At 55.4% G+C, this 21,042-nt stretch carries 28 protein-coding genes and 1 pseudogene; 26 read left to right on the top strand and 3 right to left on the bottom strand.

What is annotated here, in order from left to right; translation table 11 throughout:
• The first annotated feature begins 2 nt into the window (after window positions 1-2).
• The 11 genes and pseudogenes from K6L24_RS09660 (at window position 3) to K6L24_RS09615 (ending at window position 5,586) form a co-directional block, all read left to right on the top strand.
• Window positions 3-845: a GPO family capsid scaffolding protein gene (locus tag K6L24_RS09660; RefSeq protein WP_222682246.1), complete on the top strand. Its 843-nt coding sequence runs from the start codon at window positions 3-5 to the stop codon at window positions 843-845.
• Window positions 846-904: 59 nt separating this feature from the next.
• Window positions 905-1,996 (top strand): phage major capsid protein, P2 family, encoded by a 1,092-nt coding sequence (locus K6L24_RS09655; protein WP_222682245.1) that lies wholly within the window; start codon window positions 905-907, stop codon window positions 1,994-1,996.
• A 3-nt stretch (window positions 1,997-1,999) separates the two neighbouring features.
• Complete coding sequence (locus K6L24_RS09650; protein WP_222682244.1) at window positions 2,000-2,668, top strand: phage terminase small subunit; 669 nt, start codon at window positions 2,000-2,002, stop codon at window positions 2,666-2,668.
• A 90-nt stretch (window positions 2,669-2,758) separates the two neighbouring features.
• Window positions 2,759-3,226 (top strand): head completion/stabilization protein, encoded by a 468-nt coding sequence (locus K6L24_RS09645; protein WP_222682243.1) that lies wholly within the window; start codon window positions 2,759-2,761, stop codon window positions 3,224-3,226.
• Window positions 3,226-3,432, top strand: a complete 207-nt coding sequence (locus tag K6L24_RS09640) for a tail protein X (RefSeq protein ID WP_222682242.1) — start codon at window positions 3,226-3,228, stop codon at window positions 3,430-3,432. Before K6L24_RS09645 ends, K6L24_RS09640 begins: the two co-directional genes overlap by 1 nt.
• Window positions 3,433-3,434: 2 nt before the next feature.
• Window positions 3,435-3,659, top strand: a complete 225-nt coding sequence (locus K6L24_RS09635) for a phage holin family protein (protein WP_187509053.1) — start codon at window positions 3,435-3,437, stop codon at window positions 3,657-3,659.
• The gene (locus K6L24_RS09630; RefSeq protein WP_222682241.1) at window positions 3,643-4,152 is read left to right on the top strand and encodes a lysozyme; all 510 of its coding nucleotides are present in this window, start codon (window positions 3,643-3,645) and stop codon (window positions 4,150-4,152) included. The genes K6L24_RS09635 and K6L24_RS09630 overlap by 17 nt, the downstream gene beginning before the upstream one ends.
• Window positions 4,149-4,496, top strand: a pseudogene (locus K6L24_RS22305) (Rz-like lysis system protein LysB); the annotation flags it as partial. The gene K6L24_RS09630 and the pseudogene K6L24_RS22305, both read left to right, overlap by 4 nt.
• Complete coding sequence (lysC, locus tag K6L24_RS09625; protein ID WP_222682240.1) at window positions 4,420-4,740, top strand: Rz1-like lysis system protein LysC; 321 nt, start codon at window positions 4,420-4,422, stop codon at window positions 4,738-4,740. The pseudogene K6L24_RS22305 and the gene lysC, both read left to right, overlap by 77 nt.
• The gene (locus K6L24_RS09620) at window positions 4,673-5,140 is read left to right on the top strand and encodes a phage tail protein (protein WP_222682239.1); all 468 of its coding nucleotides are present in this window, start codon (window positions 4,673-4,675) and stop codon (window positions 5,138-5,140) included. Before lysC ends, K6L24_RS09620 begins: the two co-directional genes overlap by 68 nt.
• Window positions 5,137-5,586, top strand: a complete 450-nt coding sequence (locus K6L24_RS09615; protein WP_222682238.1) for a phage virion morphogenesis protein — start codon at window positions 5,137-5,139, stop codon at window positions 5,584-5,586. Before K6L24_RS09620 ends, K6L24_RS09615 begins: the two co-directional genes overlap by 4 nt.
• 11 nt (window positions 5,587-5,597) lie before the next feature.
• Here the strand turns inward: K6L24_RS09615 and K6L24_RS09610 are convergent, their stop codons facing one another.
• Window positions 5,598-6,665: a hypothetical protein gene (locus K6L24_RS09610; protein ID WP_222682237.1), complete on the bottom strand. Its 1,068-nt coding sequence runs from the start codon at window positions 6,663-6,665 to the stop codon at window positions 5,598-5,600.
• A gap of 90 nt (window positions 6,666-6,755) precedes the next feature.
• On the opposite strand from K6L24_RS09610, the gene K6L24_RS09605 reads away from it, so the two are divergent.
• From K6L24_RS09605 to K6L24_RS09535, 15 genes are all read left to right on the top strand, one after another.
• Window positions 6,756-7,391, top strand: a complete 636-nt coding sequence (locus K6L24_RS09605; RefSeq protein ID WP_222682236.1) for a phage baseplate assembly protein V — start codon at window positions 6,756-6,758, stop codon at window positions 7,389-7,391.
• Window positions 7,388-7,738 (top strand): GPW/gp25 family protein, encoded by a 351-nt coding sequence (locus K6L24_RS09600; RefSeq protein ID WP_222682235.1) that lies wholly within the window; start codon window positions 7,388-7,390, stop codon window positions 7,736-7,738. The genes K6L24_RS09605 and K6L24_RS09600 overlap by 4 nt, the downstream gene beginning before the upstream one ends.
• Before the next feature lie 4 nt (window positions 7,739-7,742).
• Window positions 7,743-8,651: a baseplate assembly protein gene (locus tag K6L24_RS09595; protein ID WP_222682234.1), complete on the top strand. Its 909-nt coding sequence runs from the start codon at window positions 7,743-7,745 to the stop codon at window positions 8,649-8,651.
• Window positions 8,644-9,171 carry a phage tail protein I gene (locus K6L24_RS09590; RefSeq protein WP_222682233.1) on the top strand — a complete coding sequence of 176 codons (528 nt, stop codon included), beginning with the start codon at window positions 8,644-8,646 and terminating at the stop codon, window positions 9,169-9,171. Before K6L24_RS09595 ends, K6L24_RS09590 begins: the two co-directional genes overlap by 8 nt.
• 2 nt (window positions 9,172-9,173) lie before the next feature.
• Entirely contained in the window at window positions 9,174-11,066 is a 1,893-nt protein-coding gene (locus K6L24_RS22300) for a phage tail-collar fiber domain-containing protein (protein WP_245006730.1), read from the top strand.
• 1 nt (window position 11,067) lies between these two features.
• Window positions 11,068-11,493 carry a tail fiber assembly protein gene (locus K6L24_RS09580; RefSeq protein WP_187509044.1) on the top strand — a complete coding sequence of 142 codons (426 nt, stop codon included), beginning with the start codon at window positions 11,068-11,070 and terminating at the stop codon, window positions 11,491-11,493.
• A gap of 99 nt (window positions 11,494-11,592) precedes the next feature.
• A complete protein-coding gene (locus K6L24_RS09575; protein WP_222682232.1) occupies window positions 11,593-12,762 on the top strand; it encodes a phage tail sheath protein in 1,170 nt (389 codons plus the stop codon).
• Window positions 12,763-12,774: 12 nt separating this feature from the next.
• Window positions 12,775-13,284 carry a phage major tail tube protein gene (locus tag K6L24_RS09570; RefSeq protein WP_222682231.1) on the top strand — a complete coding sequence of 170 codons (510 nt, stop codon included), beginning with the start codon at window positions 12,775-12,777 and terminating at the stop codon, window positions 13,282-13,284.
• Between the two features lie 56 nt (window positions 13,285-13,340).
• On the top strand, window positions 13,341-13,619 hold the full coding sequence (locus K6L24_RS09565) for a phage tail assembly protein (RefSeq protein WP_222682230.1): 279 nt from the start codon (window positions 13,341-13,343) through the stop codon (window positions 13,617-13,619).
• Window positions 13,620-13,651: 32 nt separating this feature from the next.
• Window positions 13,652-13,774 (top strand): GpE family phage tail protein, encoded by a 123-nt coding sequence (locus K6L24_RS09560; RefSeq protein WP_187509040.1) that lies wholly within the window; start codon window positions 13,652-13,654, stop codon window positions 13,772-13,774.
• The gene (locus K6L24_RS09555) at window positions 13,767-16,220 is read left to right on the top strand and encodes a phage tail tape measure protein (protein WP_222682229.1); all 2,454 of its coding nucleotides are present in this window, start codon (window positions 13,767-13,769) and stop codon (window positions 16,218-16,220) included. The genes K6L24_RS09560 and K6L24_RS09555 overlap by 8 nt, the downstream gene beginning before the upstream one ends.
• A 7-nt stretch (window positions 16,221-16,227) precedes the next feature.
• Window positions 16,228-16,755: a phage tail protein gene (locus tag K6L24_RS09550; protein WP_222682228.1), complete on the top strand. Its 528-nt coding sequence runs from the start codon at window positions 16,228-16,230 to the stop codon at window positions 16,753-16,755.
• The gene (locus tag K6L24_RS09545) at window positions 16,752-17,933 is read left to right on the top strand and encodes a phage late control D family protein (protein WP_222682227.1); all 1,182 of its coding nucleotides are present in this window, start codon (window positions 16,752-16,754) and stop codon (window positions 17,931-17,933) included. Before K6L24_RS09550 ends, K6L24_RS09545 begins: the two co-directional genes overlap by 4 nt.
• Window positions 17,934-18,035: 102 nt before the next feature.
• Window positions 18,036-18,254 (top strand): ogr/Delta-like zinc finger family protein, encoded by a 219-nt coding sequence (locus K6L24_RS09540; protein WP_187509036.1) that lies wholly within the window; start codon window positions 18,036-18,038, stop codon window positions 18,252-18,254.
• Between the two features lie 104 nt (window positions 18,255-18,358).
• Window positions 18,359-19,384, top strand: a complete 1,026-nt coding sequence (locus K6L24_RS09535; protein ID WP_222682226.1) for a phage integrase — start codon at window positions 18,359-18,361, stop codon at window positions 19,382-19,384.
• A gap of 375 nt (window positions 19,385-19,759) precedes the next feature.
• Here the strand turns inward: K6L24_RS09535 and K6L24_RS09530 are convergent, their stop codons facing one another.
• Window positions 19,760-20,098 (bottom strand): YebY family protein, encoded by a 339-nt coding sequence (locus tag K6L24_RS09530; protein ID WP_118664022.1) that lies wholly within the window; start codon window positions 20,096-20,098, stop codon window positions 19,760-19,762.
• Between the two features lie 65 nt (window positions 20,099-20,163).
• Window positions 20,164-21,042 (bottom strand): copper homeostasis membrane protein CopD, encoded by an 879-nt coding sequence (copD, locus tag K6L24_RS09525; RefSeq protein WP_118664021.1) that lies wholly within the window; start codon window positions 21,040-21,042, stop codon window positions 20,164-20,166.

Here is a 21,042-nt window from a genome sequence, read left to right as displayed (position 1 = left end):
TAATGGCAACTAAAGCAAAGCGTTTTCGTATCGCAGTTGAGGGCGCTACCACCGACGGCCGCGTGATTTCCCGCGACTGGATTTCGCAGATGGCGAAAAACTATGACCCGACCGTGTTCGGTGCGCGCATCAACATGGAACACATCAAGGGTTATGCCGCTGACAGTACGTTCCGTCGCTTTGGGGACGTAACGAAGGCTGAGGCCGAGGAAATCACTGACGGCAAGCTGAAAGGCAAGCTCGCCCTGTTTGGCTACATCGATCCCACCCCTGAGCTGGTCGAGCTGACCAGGGCGCGCCAGAAAATTTACACATCTGTTGAAGTGAACCCGAAATTTGCTGACACCGGCGAAGCCTACCTTGTCGGCCTGGCTGTTACCGATGACCCGGCCAGCCTCGGCACGGAATACCTGAGCTTTAGCGCCACTGCAAAAGCGAATCCGCTGGCGTCCCGCAAGCTGGACAAAGACAACCTGTTTACCGCTGCAGAAGAAACCCTGATCGAATTTTATGAAGAAGCCGATCCTGGACCGTCATTACGTGACCGTATCGCTGCACTGTTCTCCGCGAAAAAGAAAGCGGATGACGTGCAGAGCGCTGACGTGCACGCCGCCGTAACCCTTGTTGCCGAGCAACTGACAGCCACTGGTCAGGAAGCCGCAGACGCATTGTCCGCGCTGGACAGAAAATTCTCTGAGCGCCTTGATGCGCTGCAGTTGGAAACCACCACCGGGCGCAGTGAGCTGGAAAGCCTCACCAGCAAGCTGGAAAAAACTGACGGCAATTTCAACCAGCGTCCACGTGCAAACGGCGGCGATAAAACCTCCGTGCAAACCGACTGTTAACGGCAGTCCTGAACGGCACAGCGCCACTGAAAAATTTAACACTGATTACAGGAAGACTAATGCGCCAGACAACCCGCTTTAAATTTAACGCCTACCTCACCCGCCTTGCGGAACTGAACGGCGTAGAAACCGGTGATATGGATAAGAAATTCTCCGTAGAGCCATCGGTAAGCCAGAGCCTGATGACCCGCGTGCAGGAGTCATCTGACTTTCTGACCCGTATCAATATCACCCCCGTGGTGGATATGAAGGGCGAGAAAATCGGGATCGGCGTGACCGGTTCGATTGCCAGCACCACCGATACAGCAGGCGGTGACGAGCGCGAAACTGCTGATTTCTCTGACCTGAGCGCTGACGGCTATGAGTGCGCCCAGACCAACTACGATTTTCACATCCGCTATAACCAGCTGGATTTGTGGGCGCGTTATGAAGATTTCCAGACCCGTTTACGCGACGCGATTATCAAGCGCCAGGGGCTGGATCGCATCATGGCCGGCTTTAACGGTATCGCCCGGGCGAAAACCTCGGACCGTCAAAAAAATCCGTTGTTGCAGGATGTCGCGGTCGGCTGGCTACAGAAGTACCGCAACCATGCGCCTAAGCGCGTCATGAGCAAAATTATCGGTGAAGAGGGGGCGGTTATTTCAGCAAAAATCCGCGTCGGTAAAGGCGGTGATTATGCCAATCTGGACGCCGTGGTGATGGATGCCACCAACACCATGATCGAGCCCTGGTATCAGGAAGACCCGGAGCTGGTCGTTATCTGCGGGCGTCAGCTGCTGGCTGATAAATACTTCCCGCTGGTCAATCAGTCACAGTCGACCACCGATCAGCTCGCTGCCGACGTCATCGTCAGTCAGAAGCGCATCGGTAACCTGCCAGCGATCCGCGTGCCGTACTTCCCGGCCAACGCCCTGTTTATCACCCGTCTCGATAACCTGTCGATTTACTGGCAGGAAGGAACGCACCGCCGCCTGATTGTTGAAGTGGCGAAGCGCGACCGCATCGAAAACTATGAATCCATCAACGAGGATTTTGTGGTTGAAGATTATGCGGCCGGTTGCTTGGTGGAAAATATCGAGCTGGGTGATTTCACCGTTAATGCCTCTGCTGCCGCTGTATCAGAGCCTGCGCCCGAAGCGGGAGAGTAACGCATGACAAGCCCTGCCCAGCGTCACGTTATGCGTCAGCAGGCCGTCGAAGCATCGCAGCAGGCTGAGGGCCCGCTGCGCCATGCCAACGGCTATGAGCGAATGCTCATGAAGCTGAATGAAGATAAGCGCCGCCTGAAAAAGGTGCGCTCAGTGGAAAGTAAGGCTCAGATGAAGCGCGACATGCTGCCCGGCTATTTACCGTGGGTGGCTGGCGTACTGAGCCAGGGCAAAGGCGCACAGGATGCCATCCTGATGACCGTTATGATCTGGCGGCTGGATGCCGGGGATATTCCCGGCGCGCTGGAGATTGCCCGCTATGCCCTGCAGTACGGGCTGGTGCCGCCTGATACGTATAAGCGCAACAGCACGGCTTATCTTCTCACCGAAGAGGTTGCCGATGCGGCGACCCGGACGTGGACAGCTAAAGAGCCGGTCGATATTGACCCGCTGCTGGCAACGCTGGAACTGACGAAATCCGAAGACATGCCTGATCAGGTGCGCGCCAAGCTGCACAAAATCACCGGGTACGTTCTTCGCGATATGGGCAGGGCTTTGGAAGCGATGGAACACCTCAAACGCGCGCTGCAGCTTTTTCAGGGCAGCGGCGTTAAAAAGGACATTGAACGGCTGGGAACTGAGCTGAAAAAGCAGGCTCTGGCCAGCCGTTAACAGAACGCGCCCCGCGCCGGGCGGCAGGGTGGTAATGAGCCTTTCAGGTTTCTGCGCCGCCCTCCACCGCCCACCTATTCAGAGGCCATTATGAGCACGCTGGTAATCCCTGCACCGCGACCGGCAGACGCTGCCGAGCCGCCGATTGTTAATACCTTTTTCTGGCCGAACGTGGACATGCAGCGGCTGCGCGAAACCCTGCGATATGAGGGAACCGTGCCAGCGGCCCGGCTCCGTCAGGCAGTAAAAACGGCGATCTCTGAGGTGAACGCAGAGCTGTATGACTACCGGGCCGAAAAGATGGCGGCAGGGTTTAAAGTCCTGGCCGATGTTCCCGCCGACCAGCTCGACGGCGAGAGTGAAAAACTGTCGAACTACTTTGATGCAGTCAGCCACCTGACGGCGGCAACCATCGTTGAGCGCTATCGTGGCTATGACGCTAGCGGCACAAAAAAAGCCGATGAAATCAAAGCCAGCGCAGATGAATACTGGCGCGACGCCCGTTTCAGCATCAGCAAAATTGCGGGAAAACGCGCCTGCATAATCGGACTGCTGTGATGAACGTCTTAGCGCAACAGGGCGATACCGTTGACGACATCTGCTATCGCCATTACGGGCGCACGGAGCGGGTCGTTGAGCTGGTCTATGCCGCCAATCCCGGCCTTGCCGAAAGCGGGCCGGTACTGCCGCACGGGTGCGAGGTCACATTGCCCGATCTGCCCGACTCACCGGCAGCGGGTGAAACCGTGAACCTCTGGAGTTAATCATGGAGAAAAGCAGCTCAATTATCAGCTATCTGGTCGGGCTTTTTATGATGTGGTTCAGCCGCCATACGGTGCAGGACATCGCCTTTATGGTCGGGGCTTTTGTTGCGGTGGTCACGCTGATTATCAACGTCGCTAACTTTTTCATTAACTGGCACTACCGCCGCAAAACGTATGAGCTGGCGCGCCAATCTTTGCAGGGGGTGACCTTTGAGCCAGATCGCTAAACGCTGCGCCGTGGTTGCCGTACTGGCTATCGCCGCGCTGCTGCCGCAGTTCAGCACGCTGAAAACATCAGAAGAAGGGCTGCGGCTGATTGCCGATGCGGAAGGTTGCCGCACAACGCCGTATCAGTGCAGCGCGAACGTCTGGACTAACGGCGTCGGACATACCGAGGGGGTAACACCGCAAAGCGTTGTCAGCGAGCGGCAGGTCGCTGTTAACCTGGTGTACGACGTGATGCGCATTGAACGCGGCATTGCAGCCTGTATGCCGGTTGCCATGCCGCCGCAGGTTTATGACGCCGTGGTGTCGTTCACCTTCAATGTCGGCGTGCGCGCCGCCTGCACGTCCACCCTTGCCGGGTTTATCAATCGCGGGGAGTGGCGCAGCGCCTGCCAGCAGTTGCAGCGATGGGTATACGTGAAAGGCGTTAAAAATAAAGGCATCGAGAACCGCCGGGCGCGTGAAATCGCCTGGTGCTTAAAGGGGACCGCATGACGCGTATTTTGTCGGCACTGCTGGCCGTGTTACTGACGGCGCTGGCTTTCACCTGCTGGCAGCTTTCAGGGGCTAGGGCTGATTTGGGGGATGCGCAGCGCATCATTGGCACCCTGTCGGCGGGCATTGAGAGCCGGGATAAGGCCATCACGCGGCTGAATGCCGAAGCGCGTGACGGCCAGATACGCGAGGCGGCGCTGCGCCTGCTTCAGGGGCGGGCCAGTACCGGCGCGCTAAATCGTGAGCTAACCATCCAGAGAGAAACCGATGCTAACCCGACATTACGCGGCTGGTCTGCTGCTGCTTTGCCTGACGACGTTATCCGGCTGCACAGTCGCCCCGCCTTTGCCAGCGCCAGAGATTATCTGGATTGGCTGTCCACGCGTGACAAGCTGCCCGTTCCCGTCAAACAGCCTGCTGACCCAGGGCGATCTGGCGGCTGACAACCGGCAGTTAGAGGCTGCGCTCGCGTCGTGCGGGCTGCAGGTGGAAATCATCAAAGAATGCCAGGAGCAGCACGATGCTGAAACCGAAGCAACTCCGCGAAGTGCTGACAAAGTGCGTGCCACTGCTGCAGCGAAACCCTGACAGCCTGAATATGTTTATTGATAACGGGCGCATGGTTTCCACGCTCGCCAGTTCGCTGTCGTTTGAATATCAGTATCAGCTTAACCTGGTGGTAACCGACTATGACGGCGATCTGGATTTGCTGGTTGTGCCGGTGCTGGCCTGGCTGCGTGAGAACCAGCCCGACATCATGGCAACCGAAGAAAAGCGACGCACAGGATTTACCTTTAACGCCGATATCATCAGCGACGCAGCGGTAGATATCAGCATTAACCTGCAGCTGACCGAGCGGGTGATTGTTAAAGAGCAGGAGGGGGCGCTGCATGTTAACCACGTTGGTGAGCCACCACTGCCAGAGATTAACGATCGCCCGTGGCAGCTGTACGTTAAAAACGAACTGGTTAGCGAGTGGCAGCTATGAATGAACTTGAACCGCTGGAAACAAAGCTCACTGCCCTACTCGCTAATCTGTCACCAGCTGCGCGCAAAAAGATGGCAACGAATATTGCGCGCAAGCTGCGTGCAAGCCAGCAACACAACATCAAGCGCCAGCAGGCACCTGATGGTACGCCGTTTAAACCACGAAAGGCACAGCCGCTGCGGGGCAAGAAAGGCCGTGTTAAGCGAGAGATGTTTGCGAAACTCCGCACTGCAAAATACATGAAGGCGAAAGGCTCGGGCGACAATGCTGTGGTGGAATTTACCGGGCGTGTGCAGCGCATGGCCAGGGTGCATCACTATGGCCTGCGCGACCGCCCAGTTAAGGGCGGCCAAGAGATAACGTATGAGCAAAGACCTTTATTAGGATTCAATGAAAATTTGATCACTTACATTGAAAATGAACTCATATCGGCAATCGAAAAATGAGCAGCATCAAATCATTTCTTGTCTTTAAGACTACTAACAAACGTTGATATTTGTTCCAAGCCATCGAAAGTTGATGGCATTTTATCACCACTGGTCATTATATTAGAAAATACAATATCCTCGAACTTCTCCAAATGGTTTATTTTTTCAGTCTTAAGTTTTAGTGAGTGTTCAGCATAACTTTGGATGAATCGACAGAGATTCTTTCTAAGTTCAATTTGAATAATTTGTGCCTTAATAGAATTGTAATTCATCAAGGATGTTCTAAAGAAATAAAACAGAAAGATCGTAATTGATGCACCAGGAATAAGCTTAACCAAATCTAAAGTTTTCTCCAATTTAATATCGTAATGGAAAAACAACCAAGAGATCAAAGTAATTGATAATGGAATGAAAGCGCCAAGTGAAAACAGTGCTACCCTCGACCAAAAAAGCTCTTTTTTCTTGATGTTCCCCAACTCAACGAACCCCTCATGGAGACCAATGAAATTAAAGGCATTTTCATACTTATCAAGTGTGTTTTTTAGATTGTCAACTTTTCCTTCTTTCTCTTTTATTTCTCTATCCCATGCTTTCTTAAGCTGTTCTGCATACTGAGTTTTAGAAGCGAACTCCTTTATAACTTTGAAATCTTCATCGTTCAACAAATCCTTAATAACGGCACTCGATGTATAATTTAGAGCCTTAGTTATTATACTCCCTGAGAAAAAATCAAACTTCTCGATATTATCCTCTGAAAATTCCTTAGCCATTTGAATGAATTCATCCATTGAATACGGAGAGTTTATATAATACTCCATTCCAAAGCACATGCAGTAAGCAAAAACAAGATTTAACTCATCATCAAGCATGCTATGAGAATTTAACTCTTTAGCAAAAGGTTCTTTATAATGTTTGGCGCTAACTTTCAAATTAGCATCAACAACAATAGAGTTTTTTGTAAACCATGAGAGCATAGCTGAAATATGATAATTTCTTTTATCTGAAAACTCATCGACACTTTTAAGAGAATCAATTCTCTGTAGATAATTTTCTACCAGCTTCCTTACCGCACTATCCATAAAAATTTTATTATCCATTATTCATCCAATTGAGCAAAGCACGTTTGATAGTTCACCAGCGCACAATCATAATTTCATTTAAGCATTTTTGAAAAGCATTATGCTTAGATGAACTCACAAACTCCCGAAATTCTGCGCCTGCTGCGCAACCTGATCCGCCTCGGCACTGTATCCGCCGTCAATCTCGACGACGGCACCTGTCGTGTGGATACCGGAAACAACTCAACTGACTGGCTGCACTGGCTGACCGCCCGTGCCGGTAAAACACGCTCCTGGAATGCCCCGTCGGTGGGCGAGCAGGTGCTGATTTTATGTCTCGGCGGCGAGCTTGATACCGGCTTTGTCATGCCCGCTGTTTTCTCCGATGACAACCCGGCCCCGGCCGCCTCGGCTGACGCGCTTCACTGGTCATTCCCTGACGGTGCGGTGATCGAATACGAACCCGCCACCGGCGCACTGATTGCTACCGGGATGAAAACCGCCACGGTTGAGGCTGCAGAGTCGGTCACGGTGAAAACCTCCACGGTACTGGTCAACGCCAGCGAAAAAATCACCCTCGACAGCCCGCTGGTTGAATGCACCCAAAAGCTCAAAGCGGCCAGTTTTGAACTTACCGGGGGCGGCACCATGAAAGGCAATGTTACGCACAGCGGCGGCAGCTTCACATCCAATGGTGTTGTGTCACACAGCCACACACACGGCGGCATCGAGCGCGGCAGCAGCAGTACGGACGGGCCAAAATGACTGCGCCAAAATACAGCGGCATGAACCGGGATACGGGCTTGCAGGCGGCAGATATCGAACATATCCGGCAGTCGGTGCGTGACATTCTGATCACGCCGATTGGCTCCAGGGTAATGCGCCGCAGCTATGGCTCGCTGTTGTCCGCGCTGATTGACCAGCCCAACAACAACGCGCTGCGCCTGCAAATTATGTCGGCGTGTTATATGGCGATCCTGCAATGGGAGCCGCGGGTAAAACTCACCGCCATCAGCTTTGACCCGGATTTCAACGGCAGGATGGTCGTGGAGATCACCGGCGCCCGTACCGACTCGCTGCAGAATTTTTCCCTAACCGTTCCCGTGAGCTAACCCTATGGCAACCATTGACCTGAGCCAGCTCCCCGCGCCCGACGTGGTGGAAACGCTGGATTATGAAACCCTGCTGGCCGAGCGCAAGGCCACGCTGATTTCGCTTTACCCGCCAGATCAGCAGCAGGCTATCGCCCGCACCCTGACGCTTGAATCGGAACCCATCGTTAAGCTGCTGCAGGAGAACGCCTATCGCGAGGTCATTCTGCGCCAGCGCGTCAACGAGGCGGCAGAAGCAAACATGGTCGCCTGGGCAACCGGTGCGGACCTTGACCAGCTCGGCGCGAATAACGGCGTTGCACGCCTGATGCTGACGGCGGCAGACAAAAGCGCGATCCCGCCGGTCGCCGCCGTCATGGAAAGTGACGATGATTTCCGCCTGCGCGTAGCTTCGGCGTTTGAAGGGCTGAGCGTGGCCGGGCCAACCGGAGCGTATGAGTTCCACGCCAAAAGCGCTGACGGGCGCGTATCAGATGCCACGGCGATCAGCCCGTCGCCCGCGTGCGTCACCGTCACTGTGCTTTCCCGCGAGGCTGACGGCGTGGCTGCTGCTGACCTGCTGGCCGTGGTGGATGCCGCGCTGAATGACGAGAACGTGCGCCCGGTGGCCGACCGCTTAACCGTGCAGTCAGCTGCGATCGTTAACTACAGCGTGGACGCCGTGCTGTACATCTATCCGGGGCCGGAAGCCGAGCCGGTGCGCGCCGCCGCCGAGGCTAAGCTGCAGGCGTTTGTCTCCGCGCAGCGCCGCCTCGGGCGTGATATTCGCCAGTCAGCCCTGTATGCCGCGCTTCACGTTGAGGGTGTGCAGCGGGTGCAGCTGAACGCACCCGCTGAGGATGTGGTGCTGGATAAAACCCAGGCCGGTTACTGCAGCGGGTACAGCATCACCGTCGGGGGTTCTGATGAGTGATCGCCTGTTGCCAACCGGTTCGACAGCGCTGGAGGTGGCAGCGGCTGAAGCCTGCGCCGTGATTGAAAAAACGCCCGTACCACTGCGCAAGCTGTGGAACCCGGTGACCTGCCCGGTGGAACTGCTGCCCTATCTCGCCTGGGCGTGGTCGGTTGACCGATGGGATACCAACTGGAGTGAGGCGACCAAGCGCAGCGTGGTTGCGTCATCTGCGGCCCTGCACCGCCACAAGGGCACCCTCGGCGCAGTACGTCGGGTGGTCGAGCCGCTGGGCTACCTGATCACCGTCACTGAATGGTGGCAGACCGGCGACGCGCCGGGCACGTTCAGGCTTGAGATTGGCGTGCTTGAATCGGGCATTGACGAAAAGATGTATCTCGAAATGGAGCGCATGATTGCTGATGCCAGGCCCGTCAGCCGTCATCTTATCGGCCTTACCATCACGCAGGATATTCAGGGCGTGATTTATATCGGCGCTGCGCAATGTGACGCTGAGACAACCACTATCTATCCGGGTTAATTATGGCGCAGAAATTCCAGTCAATCGTCACCCTGACCGGTCAGGCGCGTATCGCCGCTGCCGTTCAGGGAAGCAATAAAGCAGACATTATCACTATGGTTGTCGGTGACGGTAACGGCGAGCCAACTGTCCCCGACGCCTCGCAGACCCACCTTGTTAATGAAGTCTGGCGGGTAAGGCTCAATTCGCTAAAGGTTGATGCAAAAAACAAGAACTGGCTAATCGCCGAAGCCATAGCTCCGGCCAGCGTCGGTGGCTTCTGGATGCGTGAGCTTGGGCTGTTGGCCTCAGACGGTTCGCTGATGGCCGTGTGTAACATGGCAGAAACCTATAAGCCGTCGCTTGAGCAGGGATCGGGGCGCACCCAGACGCTGCGCATGGTGTTGAGCGTCACTGATACCAGCGCTGTCACGCTGCTGATTGATGACAGCATTTCGCTTGCAACAGAGGAGTATGTTAACGACCGACTGGATGAGCATGAGCAGTCGCGTAACCACCCCGATGCGACGCTGAGTGAGAGAGGGTTTGCCCTCCTCAGCAGCACCATCAGCGAAGATGAAACCCGCGCCGCCACGCCAAAAGCAGTAAAGGCCGCGAACGATAATGCCAATGGCCGCGTGCCTGCCTCACGCAAAGTTAACGGGATGGCACTGACGTCGGATATTACCCTCGGGGCGGCGAGCGTCGGGGCGTACACCAGAGCGGAGACGGATAAACAGGTCGCTGCAGCAATGACTGCAGCGGACAACGCCAACAATAACGCCAACGGACGCGTACCATCCTTACGCAAGGTCAACGGGCTGTCGCTGGCGTCGGATGTCACCCTCACTGCAACAGATGTTAAGGCCCTGGCAGTAACTACAGTACGCGCGCAAGGCAACCCCTCAGTTGGTAACGTAGGCAATGCCAATGACCTCCCACCAAACGCAACCAGTTTCGTTTACAACAACGTGCCCAATTCTCCGCCATTTACGGGTTCACTGTTAGATTTTTCAGGGCTGGGCAACGGTTACAATACCCAGATTGTCGCGGAATATAACGGCGATGGCGCAAGGGCTGCTTTCAGGACTCGCAACGGGGACTCTAAAACGTGGAATACATGGAATGAATTTTATCACACGGGCAATAAACCCACTCCGGGAGTGATTTTTCCACTCTCTGTACTTATTGATGATGCACAAAATCTAAACAACTACACAGTTCCCGGCTTATATTTTCAACCTGCAAACACACAGGCCTCAAGTGGTGCTAATTATCCAGAAGCTCAGGCGGGATCTATGGAGGTATACAAGCACGCTGGGATAACTCAGGTATACAGAATTTATAACAGTTCCCGGCAATATATCAGAACCTATTACGCTGGATCATGGACTGCCTGGACGAAGGTTTATGATACGGCGAATAAGCCTTCGCCGGGAGAGATCGGTGCGCTGCCAGCTGGCGGCACCGCTGTTGCAGCAACTAAGTTGGCTACAGCTCGCTCAATTGCAGGTGTCGCGTTTGACGGACAGTCTAATATTGCCATTCCTGCCTCAAATGTTGGGGCTTATACGAAAGCAGAAGTAGATTCCCGCGTTAACGCAAAAGCACCGATGAATACAGCCTCTAAAGCGGTAAATGGGTGGTGGAAGTGCGGAAGCACGGGCTTAATCATCCAGTGGGGGCAGATTCCGGCAGGCAACGGTGAAAGGGTTGTACCCGTCACATTTCCGGTCGCTTTTCCCAATGCGGTTCGCAGCGTGAGCGGGATTATTTCTAACGCTTCCGAGAATGTGGATCTGGATGCTTTTCTTGAATACACAGATCTGAATAACAGAGCCAGCGTAAGGTTCATGCTTGGAAACACGACTGGCGGCTGGTCTATGGGCGGCTGCTGGATGGCAATAGGATATTAATATGTATTTTTATAGCGCAAAAAATAATGCTTTTTATCCTGCTATCCTGCGGGATGAATACGAACAGGCGGGCAGCTGGCCGGATGATTTAGTGGAAATCAGTGATGAAGCCTACAATGCTCTGTTTGCCGGGCAGTCAGCTGGCAAGGTCATTACGCCCGGTGGTGATGGGCATCCAGTGCTGACGGACCCACCACCGCCCACGGATGAACAGTTAATAGCGCAAACGAATTCCCGCATTAAATCGTTAATGGCTCAGGCAACTACGGCTATCGCGCCATTGCAGGATGCTGAAGATCTCGGAATACAGACTGACGACGAAGCCGCCATGTTGAAAGCCTGGAAAAATTACCGCGTCCTGCTTAACCGCGTCACGCATGAAGATGCAAAGATAAGCTGGCCAGAAATACCCGTAGTTTCACGATAGATGCCACAATGCTTGTTCACTGACCAGCAAGCCGCAACAACATGCAACACTCCGCGTGAGCTGACAATCTGAGCACACCTTTTATTTGGAGTGCTACAGATGGCAGATTATCACCACGGTGTCCGTGTCGTCGAAATCAACGACGGCACGCGCACCATCTCCACCGTTTCAACCGCGATTGTCGGCATGGTCTGCACTGCAGAAGATGCCGACGCCGCCACATTCCCCCTCAATACACCCGTTCTGCTGACAAACGTGCAGGCCGCTGTCGCCAAAGCAGGAAAAAAAGGCACTCTCGCGGCGTCACTGCAGGCGATTGCCGATCAGTCAAAACCCGTGACGGTAGTTGTGCGCGTGGCCGCCGGTGAAACGGAAGCCGAAACCATTTCTAACATCATCGGCGGCACCGATGAGAACGGAAAATACACCGGGATGAAAGCGCTGCTGAGTGCGCAGACGCAGCTTGACGTTAAGCCGCGCATCCTGGGCGTGCCGGGCCTCGACTCGCTGGAGGTGGCAACGGCGCTTGCCAGTGTCTGTCAGCAGCTCCGGGCCTTTGGCTACGTATCCGCGCACGGCTGCAAAACCATCTCAGAGGCGATGCTCTATCGCGAGAACTTCAGCCAGCGTGAGCTGATGGTTATCTGGCCTGACTTTATCGCCTGGAACACCACCGCCAACGCGTCAGATATCGCTTACGCCACGGCGCGGGCGCTGGGCCTGCGTGCCAAAATCGACAACGACACCGGCTGGCATAAAACCCTGTCAAACGTCGGCGTCAATGGCGTGACCGGGGTTTCCGCGTCAGTGTTCTGGGATCTGCAGCAGGTCGGCACTGATGCTGACCTGCTTAACCAGGCGTGTGTCACAACGCTTATCCGCAAAGATGGCTTTCGCTTCTGGGGTAACCGCACCTGCAGTGACGATCCGCTGTTCGCCTTTGAAAACTACACCCGCACCGCGCAGGTGCTGGCCGATACGATGGCCGAGGCGCATATGTGGGCCAATGATAAGCCTCTGACCCCGGTGCTGGTGAAGGACATTATTGCGGGCATCAATGCCAAATTCCGCGAAATGGTCAGCGCCGGTTATCTGCTGGGGGCCAGCTGCTGGTATGACGATGCCGCGAACGATAAGGAAACACTGAAAGCAGGCAAACTCTTTATTGATTACGACTATACGCCGGTGCCACCGCTGGAAGATTTAACACTGCGCCAGCGCATCACCGACACCTATCTGGCGAACTTCGCCGCATCCGTCAACAGCTAAGGAGCCGGATAAATGGCATTACCTCGCAAGCTGAAGGGGCTGAACCTCTTCAATGATTCCAACAGCTATCAGGGCGTCGTCACCGCCGTCACGCTGCCTAAGCTGTCGCGCAAGCTGGACACCTATCGCGGCGGCGGCATGAACGGCGCGGGCTTTATCGATAACGGCCTGGACGATGACGCGCTGGATATGGAGTGGACTATCGGCGGCGTTGACGATCTGGTGCTGTCACAGTGGGGCGGCAGCGCAGTACCGCTGCGCTTTACCGGCTCTTACCAGCGCGACGATACCGAGGAGGAAATTGCGGTCGAGATTGAGGTGCGCGGTCGTCATCAGGCGTTTGACTTTGGCGAAGCCAAGCAGGGCGAAGATACCGAAACCAAAATCACCACCAAAAACACCTATTTCAAACTCACCTGGAACGGTAAAGAGCTGATCGAGATCGACACCGTGAACATGGTTGAAAAGGTGAACGGCGTTGACCGGCTTGAGCAGCGCCGCAAAAACCTCGGCCTGATTTAATCCTGACGCCAGCGCCCGGCGCTGGCCCTTACCCCTTATGAGCAGAGATAAATTAAATGGAACAGAGAGAAAACGTTGTTGTACTTGCCTCACCCGTTAAGCGCGGTGAAACCGAAATCAGCCAGGTGGAACTGATTAAGCCTAACGCGGGCGCGCTGCGTGGCGTCCGTCTGTCAGACCTTGCCGGATCGGACGTGGATGCGCTGTTGCTGGTGCTGCCCCGCATTAGCCAGCCAGCACTGACGAAAGCGGAGTGCCTGAATCTGGCCCCGGAAGACCTGATCTCAATGGCCGGGACGGTGATTGGTTTTTTGTCACCGAAATCGGACGAGTAGACTGGCCCGCAAAGCTGACCGTCAATGACCTGATGGCCGACATTGCCACGATTTTTCACTGGCCCCCATCTGAAATGTACGTCATGCCGCTGGCCGAGTTGCTCGACTGGCGGCATCAGGCCATGATCCGCAGCGGAGTAAACCCCGATGAGTAACAACCTCAAGCTGCAGGTGATGCTGAAAGCCGTTGATCAGGCATCCCGCCCCTTCAAAGCCATCCATGCCGAAACCAAACAGCTCTCGGGCAGCATCCGCGAAACGCAGGCCAACATTAAAGCGCTGGATGCGCAGGCGGCGAAGATTGACGGTTTCCGCAAGACCAGAAGCCAGCTGGCCGTCACACAGCAGTCGCTGAAAGGCGCGAAGGAAGAAGCCGCCGCACTGGCCGTGCAGTTCCGCAACACTGAACGTCCGACCACGCAGCAGGCCCGTGCGCTGGACGCGGCGCGCAGGGCCGCGTCGGAGCTGCAGACCAAAAGCAACGCCCTGCGCCTGTCTGTGCAGCAGCAGCGCGAAGCGCTCAACGCCGCAGGGATTTCAACCAAAAGCCTGAGCAGCGAGCAGCAGCGGCTGAAAAGCAGCTCGGGGCAGGCCACAGTAAGCCTGAGCCGTCAAAAGCAGGAGCTGCAGCGCCTCAGTCAGAAGCAGGAACAGCTCAACCGCGTCAGCGAGCGCTACCGCAAGGGGCAGGAGCTGTCCTCAAAGGTGCGCAACGGCAGTGCCGCCGCGCTGGGTGCCGCCACGGTGGGCGCGGTGGCCGGTGCTGCGGTACTCAGGCCGGGATACGACTTCGCGCTGGCTAACTCCACGCTGCAGGCAACGCTCGGCCTTGATAAAGACTCGGCAGAGTTTCAGTCCCTGCGCACGCAGGCGCGCAGCATCGGTGATAACACCGCCGCATCGGCCAACGATGCCGCGCAGGCGCAGATCATTATCGCCAAATCAGGCGGCAGCGTGGATGACATCAAGGCGGCGACGCCGGTCACGCTGGATATGTCGCTGGCAAACAACCGCAGCATGGAAGAAAGTGCCTCGCTGTTGATGAGTACCAAAAACGCCTTTGGCCTGGCTAACAGCGAAGTGGCCCACCTCGGCGACGTGATCAGCGCAACGCTGAACAAAACCGCCGCCAACTTTGACGGCCTGAGCGATGCACTGACCTACATCGCACCGGTGGCGAAAAACGCAGGCGTCAGCGTCGAGCAGACCACCGCCATGATCGGCGCGCTGGCGAAAGCGGGCACAACCGGAAGCATGGCGGGAACCGGGGTGCGCGCTATGCTGCTGCGCCTGCAGGCTCCGACCGGGCAGGCGGGAACGGCTATTCAGGAACTGGGCGTTAAAACCTCCGACAGCAAGGGCAACATGCGGCCCTTCTTCACCATCCTGAAAGAGATGCAGCGGTCATTTGAAAAGAACCGCCTCGGCTCGTCGCAGCAGGCTGAGTACATGAAGACCATCTTCGGCGAAGAGGCGGCATCGTCTGCAGTGACGCTGATGAAAGCCGCCTCAAACGGGCTGCTTGACGAGCTGACAAGTACTTTTCAGAAGTCTGACGGCAGCACGTCGGCGCTTGTCAAAATCCAGCAGGACAACCTCGGCGGCGACTTTAAGGAACTTCAGTCGGCGTGGGAGGCTGTCGGTACTGACCTGTTCGACGGGCTGGACAGCTCGCTGCGGTCGCTGACGCAGAGCGCAACAAAGTTTCTGCTTACCGTAGATGGGTGGATTAAGGACAACCCTAAACTGGCGGGTGGCATGGCAAAAGCCGCCGTTGCCGGGGTGGCGCTGCTGGGGGCGCTGGGTTCGATTGGCCTTGCGTCGTGGCCGGTGATTTCGGGTATCAATACGATCATCTCAATCGGCGGCAAAATGGGCGTTGCCTTCAGCGTTGCCGGGGAAATGATTGTTGCCGCGCTCGGCGCTATCTCTCTTCCGGTTGTTCTGGTGGCCGCCGCCATCGTCGCGGGCGCGTTGCTTATCCGTAAATACTGGGAGCCTATCAGCGAGTTTCTGAAAGGGATGGCCGCCGGATTCACCGCCGCAATGGGGCCAATAGCTGACGCCTTTGCACCGCTCAAGCCGGTGTTTGACTGGCTGGGGGATAAGCTCGGCTGGGTATGGGACAAGTTCAAGGGGCTGCTGGAGCCGGTCAAGTTAACCCAGGATGAACTGAAAGCGGCGGGTGATATGGGCAAACAGTTTGGTGAGCTGCTGGCCGCCGGGATCAAGTTCGTACTGTCACCGCTGACGGAGTTGCAGAACGGCATTGACTGGGTACTGGAAAAGCTCGGTATGGTTGACGATAAGTCGAAAAAACTTAAAGACAACATTCCGACCGATGCCCCCACCGGCGGTGACGTCGGGTTTCAGTATCCCGGGATGCAGTACAACCTTGCCAGCGGGGGCGCAGGATACCGGCCCGTTACCGCACCTGCAGGCGGCGGTTACACGAACAACAGCACAAGCAATGATACCTACAACATCAACATGCCGCCGGGTATCAGCAAAGATGATGCGCTGGCGCTGATAGCGCAGCAAAAACAACGTGACGATCGCAATCAGCGTGCGGCGCAGAAAACCAAAATGGGATGGGAGTGATTAACCGATGATGATGATTTACGGGCTGATCCCGTTTATGCGCCAAACGCTGCCGTACAACGAGCTGCAGCAGACCGTCGATTACCGCTGGCCGACAAACAGCCGCGTCGGTCAGCGCGCCTCGGCGCAGTTTATCGGCGTGGGTGATGAGAAGATTACGCTGTCGGGTGAGCTGCGCCCGGAAATCACCGGCGGGGCTATCTCCATGCTGACCATCAAGCTGATTGCTGACGAAGGTCGCGCCTGGCCGCTGATTGGCGGGAACGGGACAATTTACGGGATGTATGTGATTGAAAATTACTCATCGACCAGTAGTGAGTTTTATTCTGATGGCTCGGCCAGCAAAATCATGTTCTCACTGAATATGCTGCGCGTTGATGAGTCGCTGACGGCGATGTTTGGCGACCTGAAAAAGCAGGCTGACGGGCTGATGAGCGGGGCAGGTTCGCTGCCGGGCCAGGTCACATCGGCAATGGCGAGCGTCAAAACGGCGGCGGGCAACCTTATCAGTCAGGCCGGGGGGTTAATCGGATGACCGGGATCAGCAGTCTTGCCATGCCTGCCGGTGCCGTGCTCAGTCCGGCATTTATGGTTAAGGTCAATTCAGAGGACGTGACCGCTGATATCAGCCCGCGACTGATATCACTGACGATGACCGATAACCGGGGCTTTGATGCGGATCAGCTTGATATCGAGCTGGATGATACCGACGGGCAACTGGCCATGCCGCCACGCGGCGCGGTGATCTCACTGTTTCTCGGCTGGAAAGGCCAGCCGCTGATTGGTAAAGGCGACTTTACGGTTGACGAGATTGAGCATCACGGCGCGCCGGATGCAATGACCATCCGGGCGCGCAGTGCGGATTTTCGCGGCTCACTCAATTCCCGGCGTGAAGTGTCCTATCACGACACAACCCTGGGTGAGGTAATCACCCAGGTTGCCACGCGTAATGACCTCAAACCGATGATGGGTGACGGGCTGGCGGCGGTGAAGGTCAGCCACATCGACCAGACGCAGGAGACGGATGCCGCTTTCCTGACGCGCATCGCCACGTTAAACGGTGCCGTGGCCGCCATTAAGGCCGGGCGGTTGCTGTTCATCAAACCGGGTGGCGGGGTTACCGCCGCCGGTAAGCCTATCCCTCAGATGACCATTACCCGTCAGGATGGTGATCGACACAGTTTCAGCATTGCGGATCGCGGTGCGTATACCGGGGTTACCGCAAGCTGGCTGCATACCAAAGACCCGAAGCCGAAAACCAATAAGATTAAGATCCAGCGAAAGCCGAAGGTGAAGCATATGAGGGCGCTACAGCATCCGGCGGCGAAGAAACCCAAAGCTAAAGCCACGACAGCGGCAAAGCCCGTCGAGGCCAAAGAGGGTGAGTATATGGCCGGGAGTGAGGATAACGTTTTTGCCATCACGACGGTCTATGCGACAAAAGCCGCAGCAATGCGCGCCGCACAGGCTAAGTGGTCGAAGCTGCAGCGCGGCGTTGCTGAATTCTCAGTTACCATGGCGATGGGGCGCGCCGACCTGTTCCCGGAAACCCCGGTAAAGGTGAGCGGGTTTAAATCGGTGATCGACCAGCAACCGTGGATCATCAGCAAGGTAACGCACAGCCTGAGCGGAAGCGGCTTTACGACGACGCTGGAATTCGAAGTGTTGCTATCTGATGTGGGTTATGAGGTTGCAGGGAAAGGAGGTGAATAAGATGTTTGCAAAATTAAGCATAACTTGTATTTGCAAATTAAGGTTTGATTATGCAATATCCATACATCCCCTCCCCCATTCATGCTTACGGTAGGTTTTATCATGATGCATTGCCCTCTTTGCCAGACAGCGGCCCACGCTAAGAGCAGCCGTTATCTTTCACGCGAGACAAAAGAACGTTATCACCAGTGTCAAAACATCAATTGCAGTTGTACTTTTAAAACCCATGAATCCATAGCGGGGGTGATTGTTTCGCCTGGCGTTATTAACAAGGTACCGCTTTACACCAGCCATGAAAGCCAGCCCTCTCTACTCCATTGATAAAACCCGCGAATGCGGGTTTTTTTATGTATGCTTCCGAAGAAACAAACATTGAATACTGTTTTTATATACAGTATTTTGTCGCTTTTTCTTGAGGCAACAAGATGGCTGTCAGAAAGCAAACGGACGGGAAATGGTTATGCGATTTTTATCCAAACGGTCGCGAAGGAAAACGAATCAGAAAAAGTTTCAAAACCCGTGCCGAAGCACTCTCATTTGAACGCTACCAAGTAGAAGAAGCGAAAGCAAAGCCCTGGCTGGGAGAGAAAGAGGATCGGCGTAAACTTAGTGAAATTATCGACCTTTGGTACAGACTTCATGGCTGCGCATTAGGTGACAAGAAAGGACGGCTAGGTAAGCTGCACATCATCTGTCGTGGCTTAAACGATCCGATAGCCTCTGCAATTACTGCAAAAGATTGGGCGCACTACCGCGAACGTCGCTTAAGCGGACTGATTGAAAATGGCTATAAAACCAGTGAAAAATCTCTCAAGGTTAGCGTTGGAACCGTTAATCGTGAACACTGTTTCTTAAGAGCGGTGTTTAATGAACTGGATCGCCTGGGCGAGATCACCTACCCCAACCCTCTCAAAAATATTCGCGAATTCGAAGAGCCTGAAAAGGAAATGGCCTGGCTAACCGAAGTACAAATTAAACGTTTATTAGCTGCATGCGACCTCCACGGCAATCCAGAACTAACATTAATAGTGCGGATATGCCTTTCCACCGGGTCGCGTTGGAGTGAAGCGGCCGGGCTGAAATCCAGTCAGATATCCCCGAACAAAATCACCTTTATCAACACGAAGGGAAAACGTAATCGTACTGTGCCGATCGGTGATGAACTTTATAACGATCTGAAGGATAAAGAAGGCCCATTCTTTTCTGAATGCTACCGCCAGTTTTATCGCGTAATACGGCTTGCAGAGATAACACTGCCAGAAGGTCAAATGAGCCACGTTTTACGCCACAGCTTCGCCAGCCATTTTATGATGGCCGGGGGGAATATCATCGTACTGCAACGGATTCTTGGGCACTCTGATATCCGCGTTACGATGCGCTATGCGCACTTTGCACCCGACCATCTGGAAGAGGCTGTGAGCAATAATCCATTAGCAAGAATGGCCCGATAAAATGACTACAAATTGTCTACAGGGATTCTTACAGGGTGTAATGGAGTGCAACAGGGTGGGATGTAACTTATTGATTTAACGCTAAGTGATTGTTTTAGCGCACCTTCCAAAAAAAGACCAAAGACGATTCCTGTCTTTGGTCCAGGGAAATGGCTCTTTTCAGAGCCGTGCGCTAAAAGTTGGCATTATTGCAGGCGATTCGCCTTGCACTTTAAAAGATAGACCAGACGCAGGGGTTTTCCAGCGGCAGGCAGCCCAACCGGGGGACGGATTATCAGCGTTGTGATCGCGGCGGCAGAAACGGTCAGGGGGGTCAGCGTAGGGAAGGCCAACGGGTTGCAGGCACCTCCTGTGGGAGATGCCTGCTCAGGGCGGTCAGCGACAGAGCTTTTCCGCACGGGCCACGATCGGGGCAAGGCTCTTTTTATGTCCCGGGTTGGCCGGATCATCCGCAAGGATTTTTTCAATCGGGAATCCCGCTTTAATCTGCCCGGATTTCACCTTCTCTTCCGCGGCGGCGTTGAGCGGATACTGCACCAGCGTGCCGTCATTAATCGCCAGCAGCACGTTCCCTTTTTCACAGCTCAGCATCATCTCTTCACGCACGAACGGCCAGTTATCTTTGCCCATATCGAACCGGCTAACGGTTTCAATACCGGCTGCGGCACTGCCGCTGATGCCAAGAGCGATGCATAAAAATGCCAACTTTTTCATTTAGTTAATACCTCAAACGATAAAACACTTACTGAACAGGAATAACCTGTCGGGCCATTGCCCGCTCAGGCAGGCTCCAGCGTGGCGAACACTCCGACCACCAGCAGTACCGCCGCCGCCAGGCCAACCTCCACCAGCGTGCTGGTGATAAACCGCTGCTCCGCCCCACCCGCACTGCGCTGAAAGCGCGGCACCAGGCAGTAGCGGTTATAAAGGGCAATCGCGACCATCGCGCCGACCAGCAGCGTTTTTACCACCAGCAGTTGGCTGTAAAGCCGGAAGCTGGCAGGCGGCCAGCCTAACAGCAGCAGCGCGTTGATCGCGCCGCTGACCACCACCAGCGTGACGGCCAGGTGCCCGTAACGCGAAAAGCGCATCATGGTCACCACGGCATCGTGACGCAGCCCCGGGCTTCGGGCGTCGCGCATCAGGATAATCAGCGGCAGCAACCCGCCCGCCCAGAAGGCGGCACTGAGCAGATGCACCATCTGATTCACGCGCTGAAACAGGCCAACCCAGCCATCCAGCATCGCCGCGTGACCGGTAAAAGCCAGCCCGGCAAGCTGAAACAGCGCGCAGATCAGCAGCGTACGCTGGCGTGGCTCCCCCTGTAACGTCAGGCTCAGGCAGCCAAGCAGCGCCAGGGCCAGCTGCCCTTGCCAGATGCGGCCAAACTGCGTCTGCAGGACGGCCAGCCAGACGTCGGGATCCAGCGTATCCTGCCAGCCGTCGCCCATCTGACCGGTCTGTGCTGCCAGCAGCAGCACCGCACTCAGCAGCGCCAGCCAGCAGGCGACGATGGCTGACGGCATCAGCCGCTGCGCAAGGTGGGTCCGGTAACGCTCCGGGGCCAGCCACGCGATATATATCGCTGCTCCGGCCAGCGACATCAGTGCAGCAAAATGCAGCCAGCGGCACAGAATATAGAAGCTGGTCAGCGCCAT

The organism is Erwinia persicina, assembly GCF_019844095.1.
In the GTDB taxonomy this organism is placed as follows: Bacteria; Pseudomonadota; Gammaproteobacteria; order Enterobacterales; family Enterobacteriaceae; genus Erwinia; species Erwinia persicina.
This window is presented reverse-complemented; position numbering and strand designations above follow the sequence as displayed.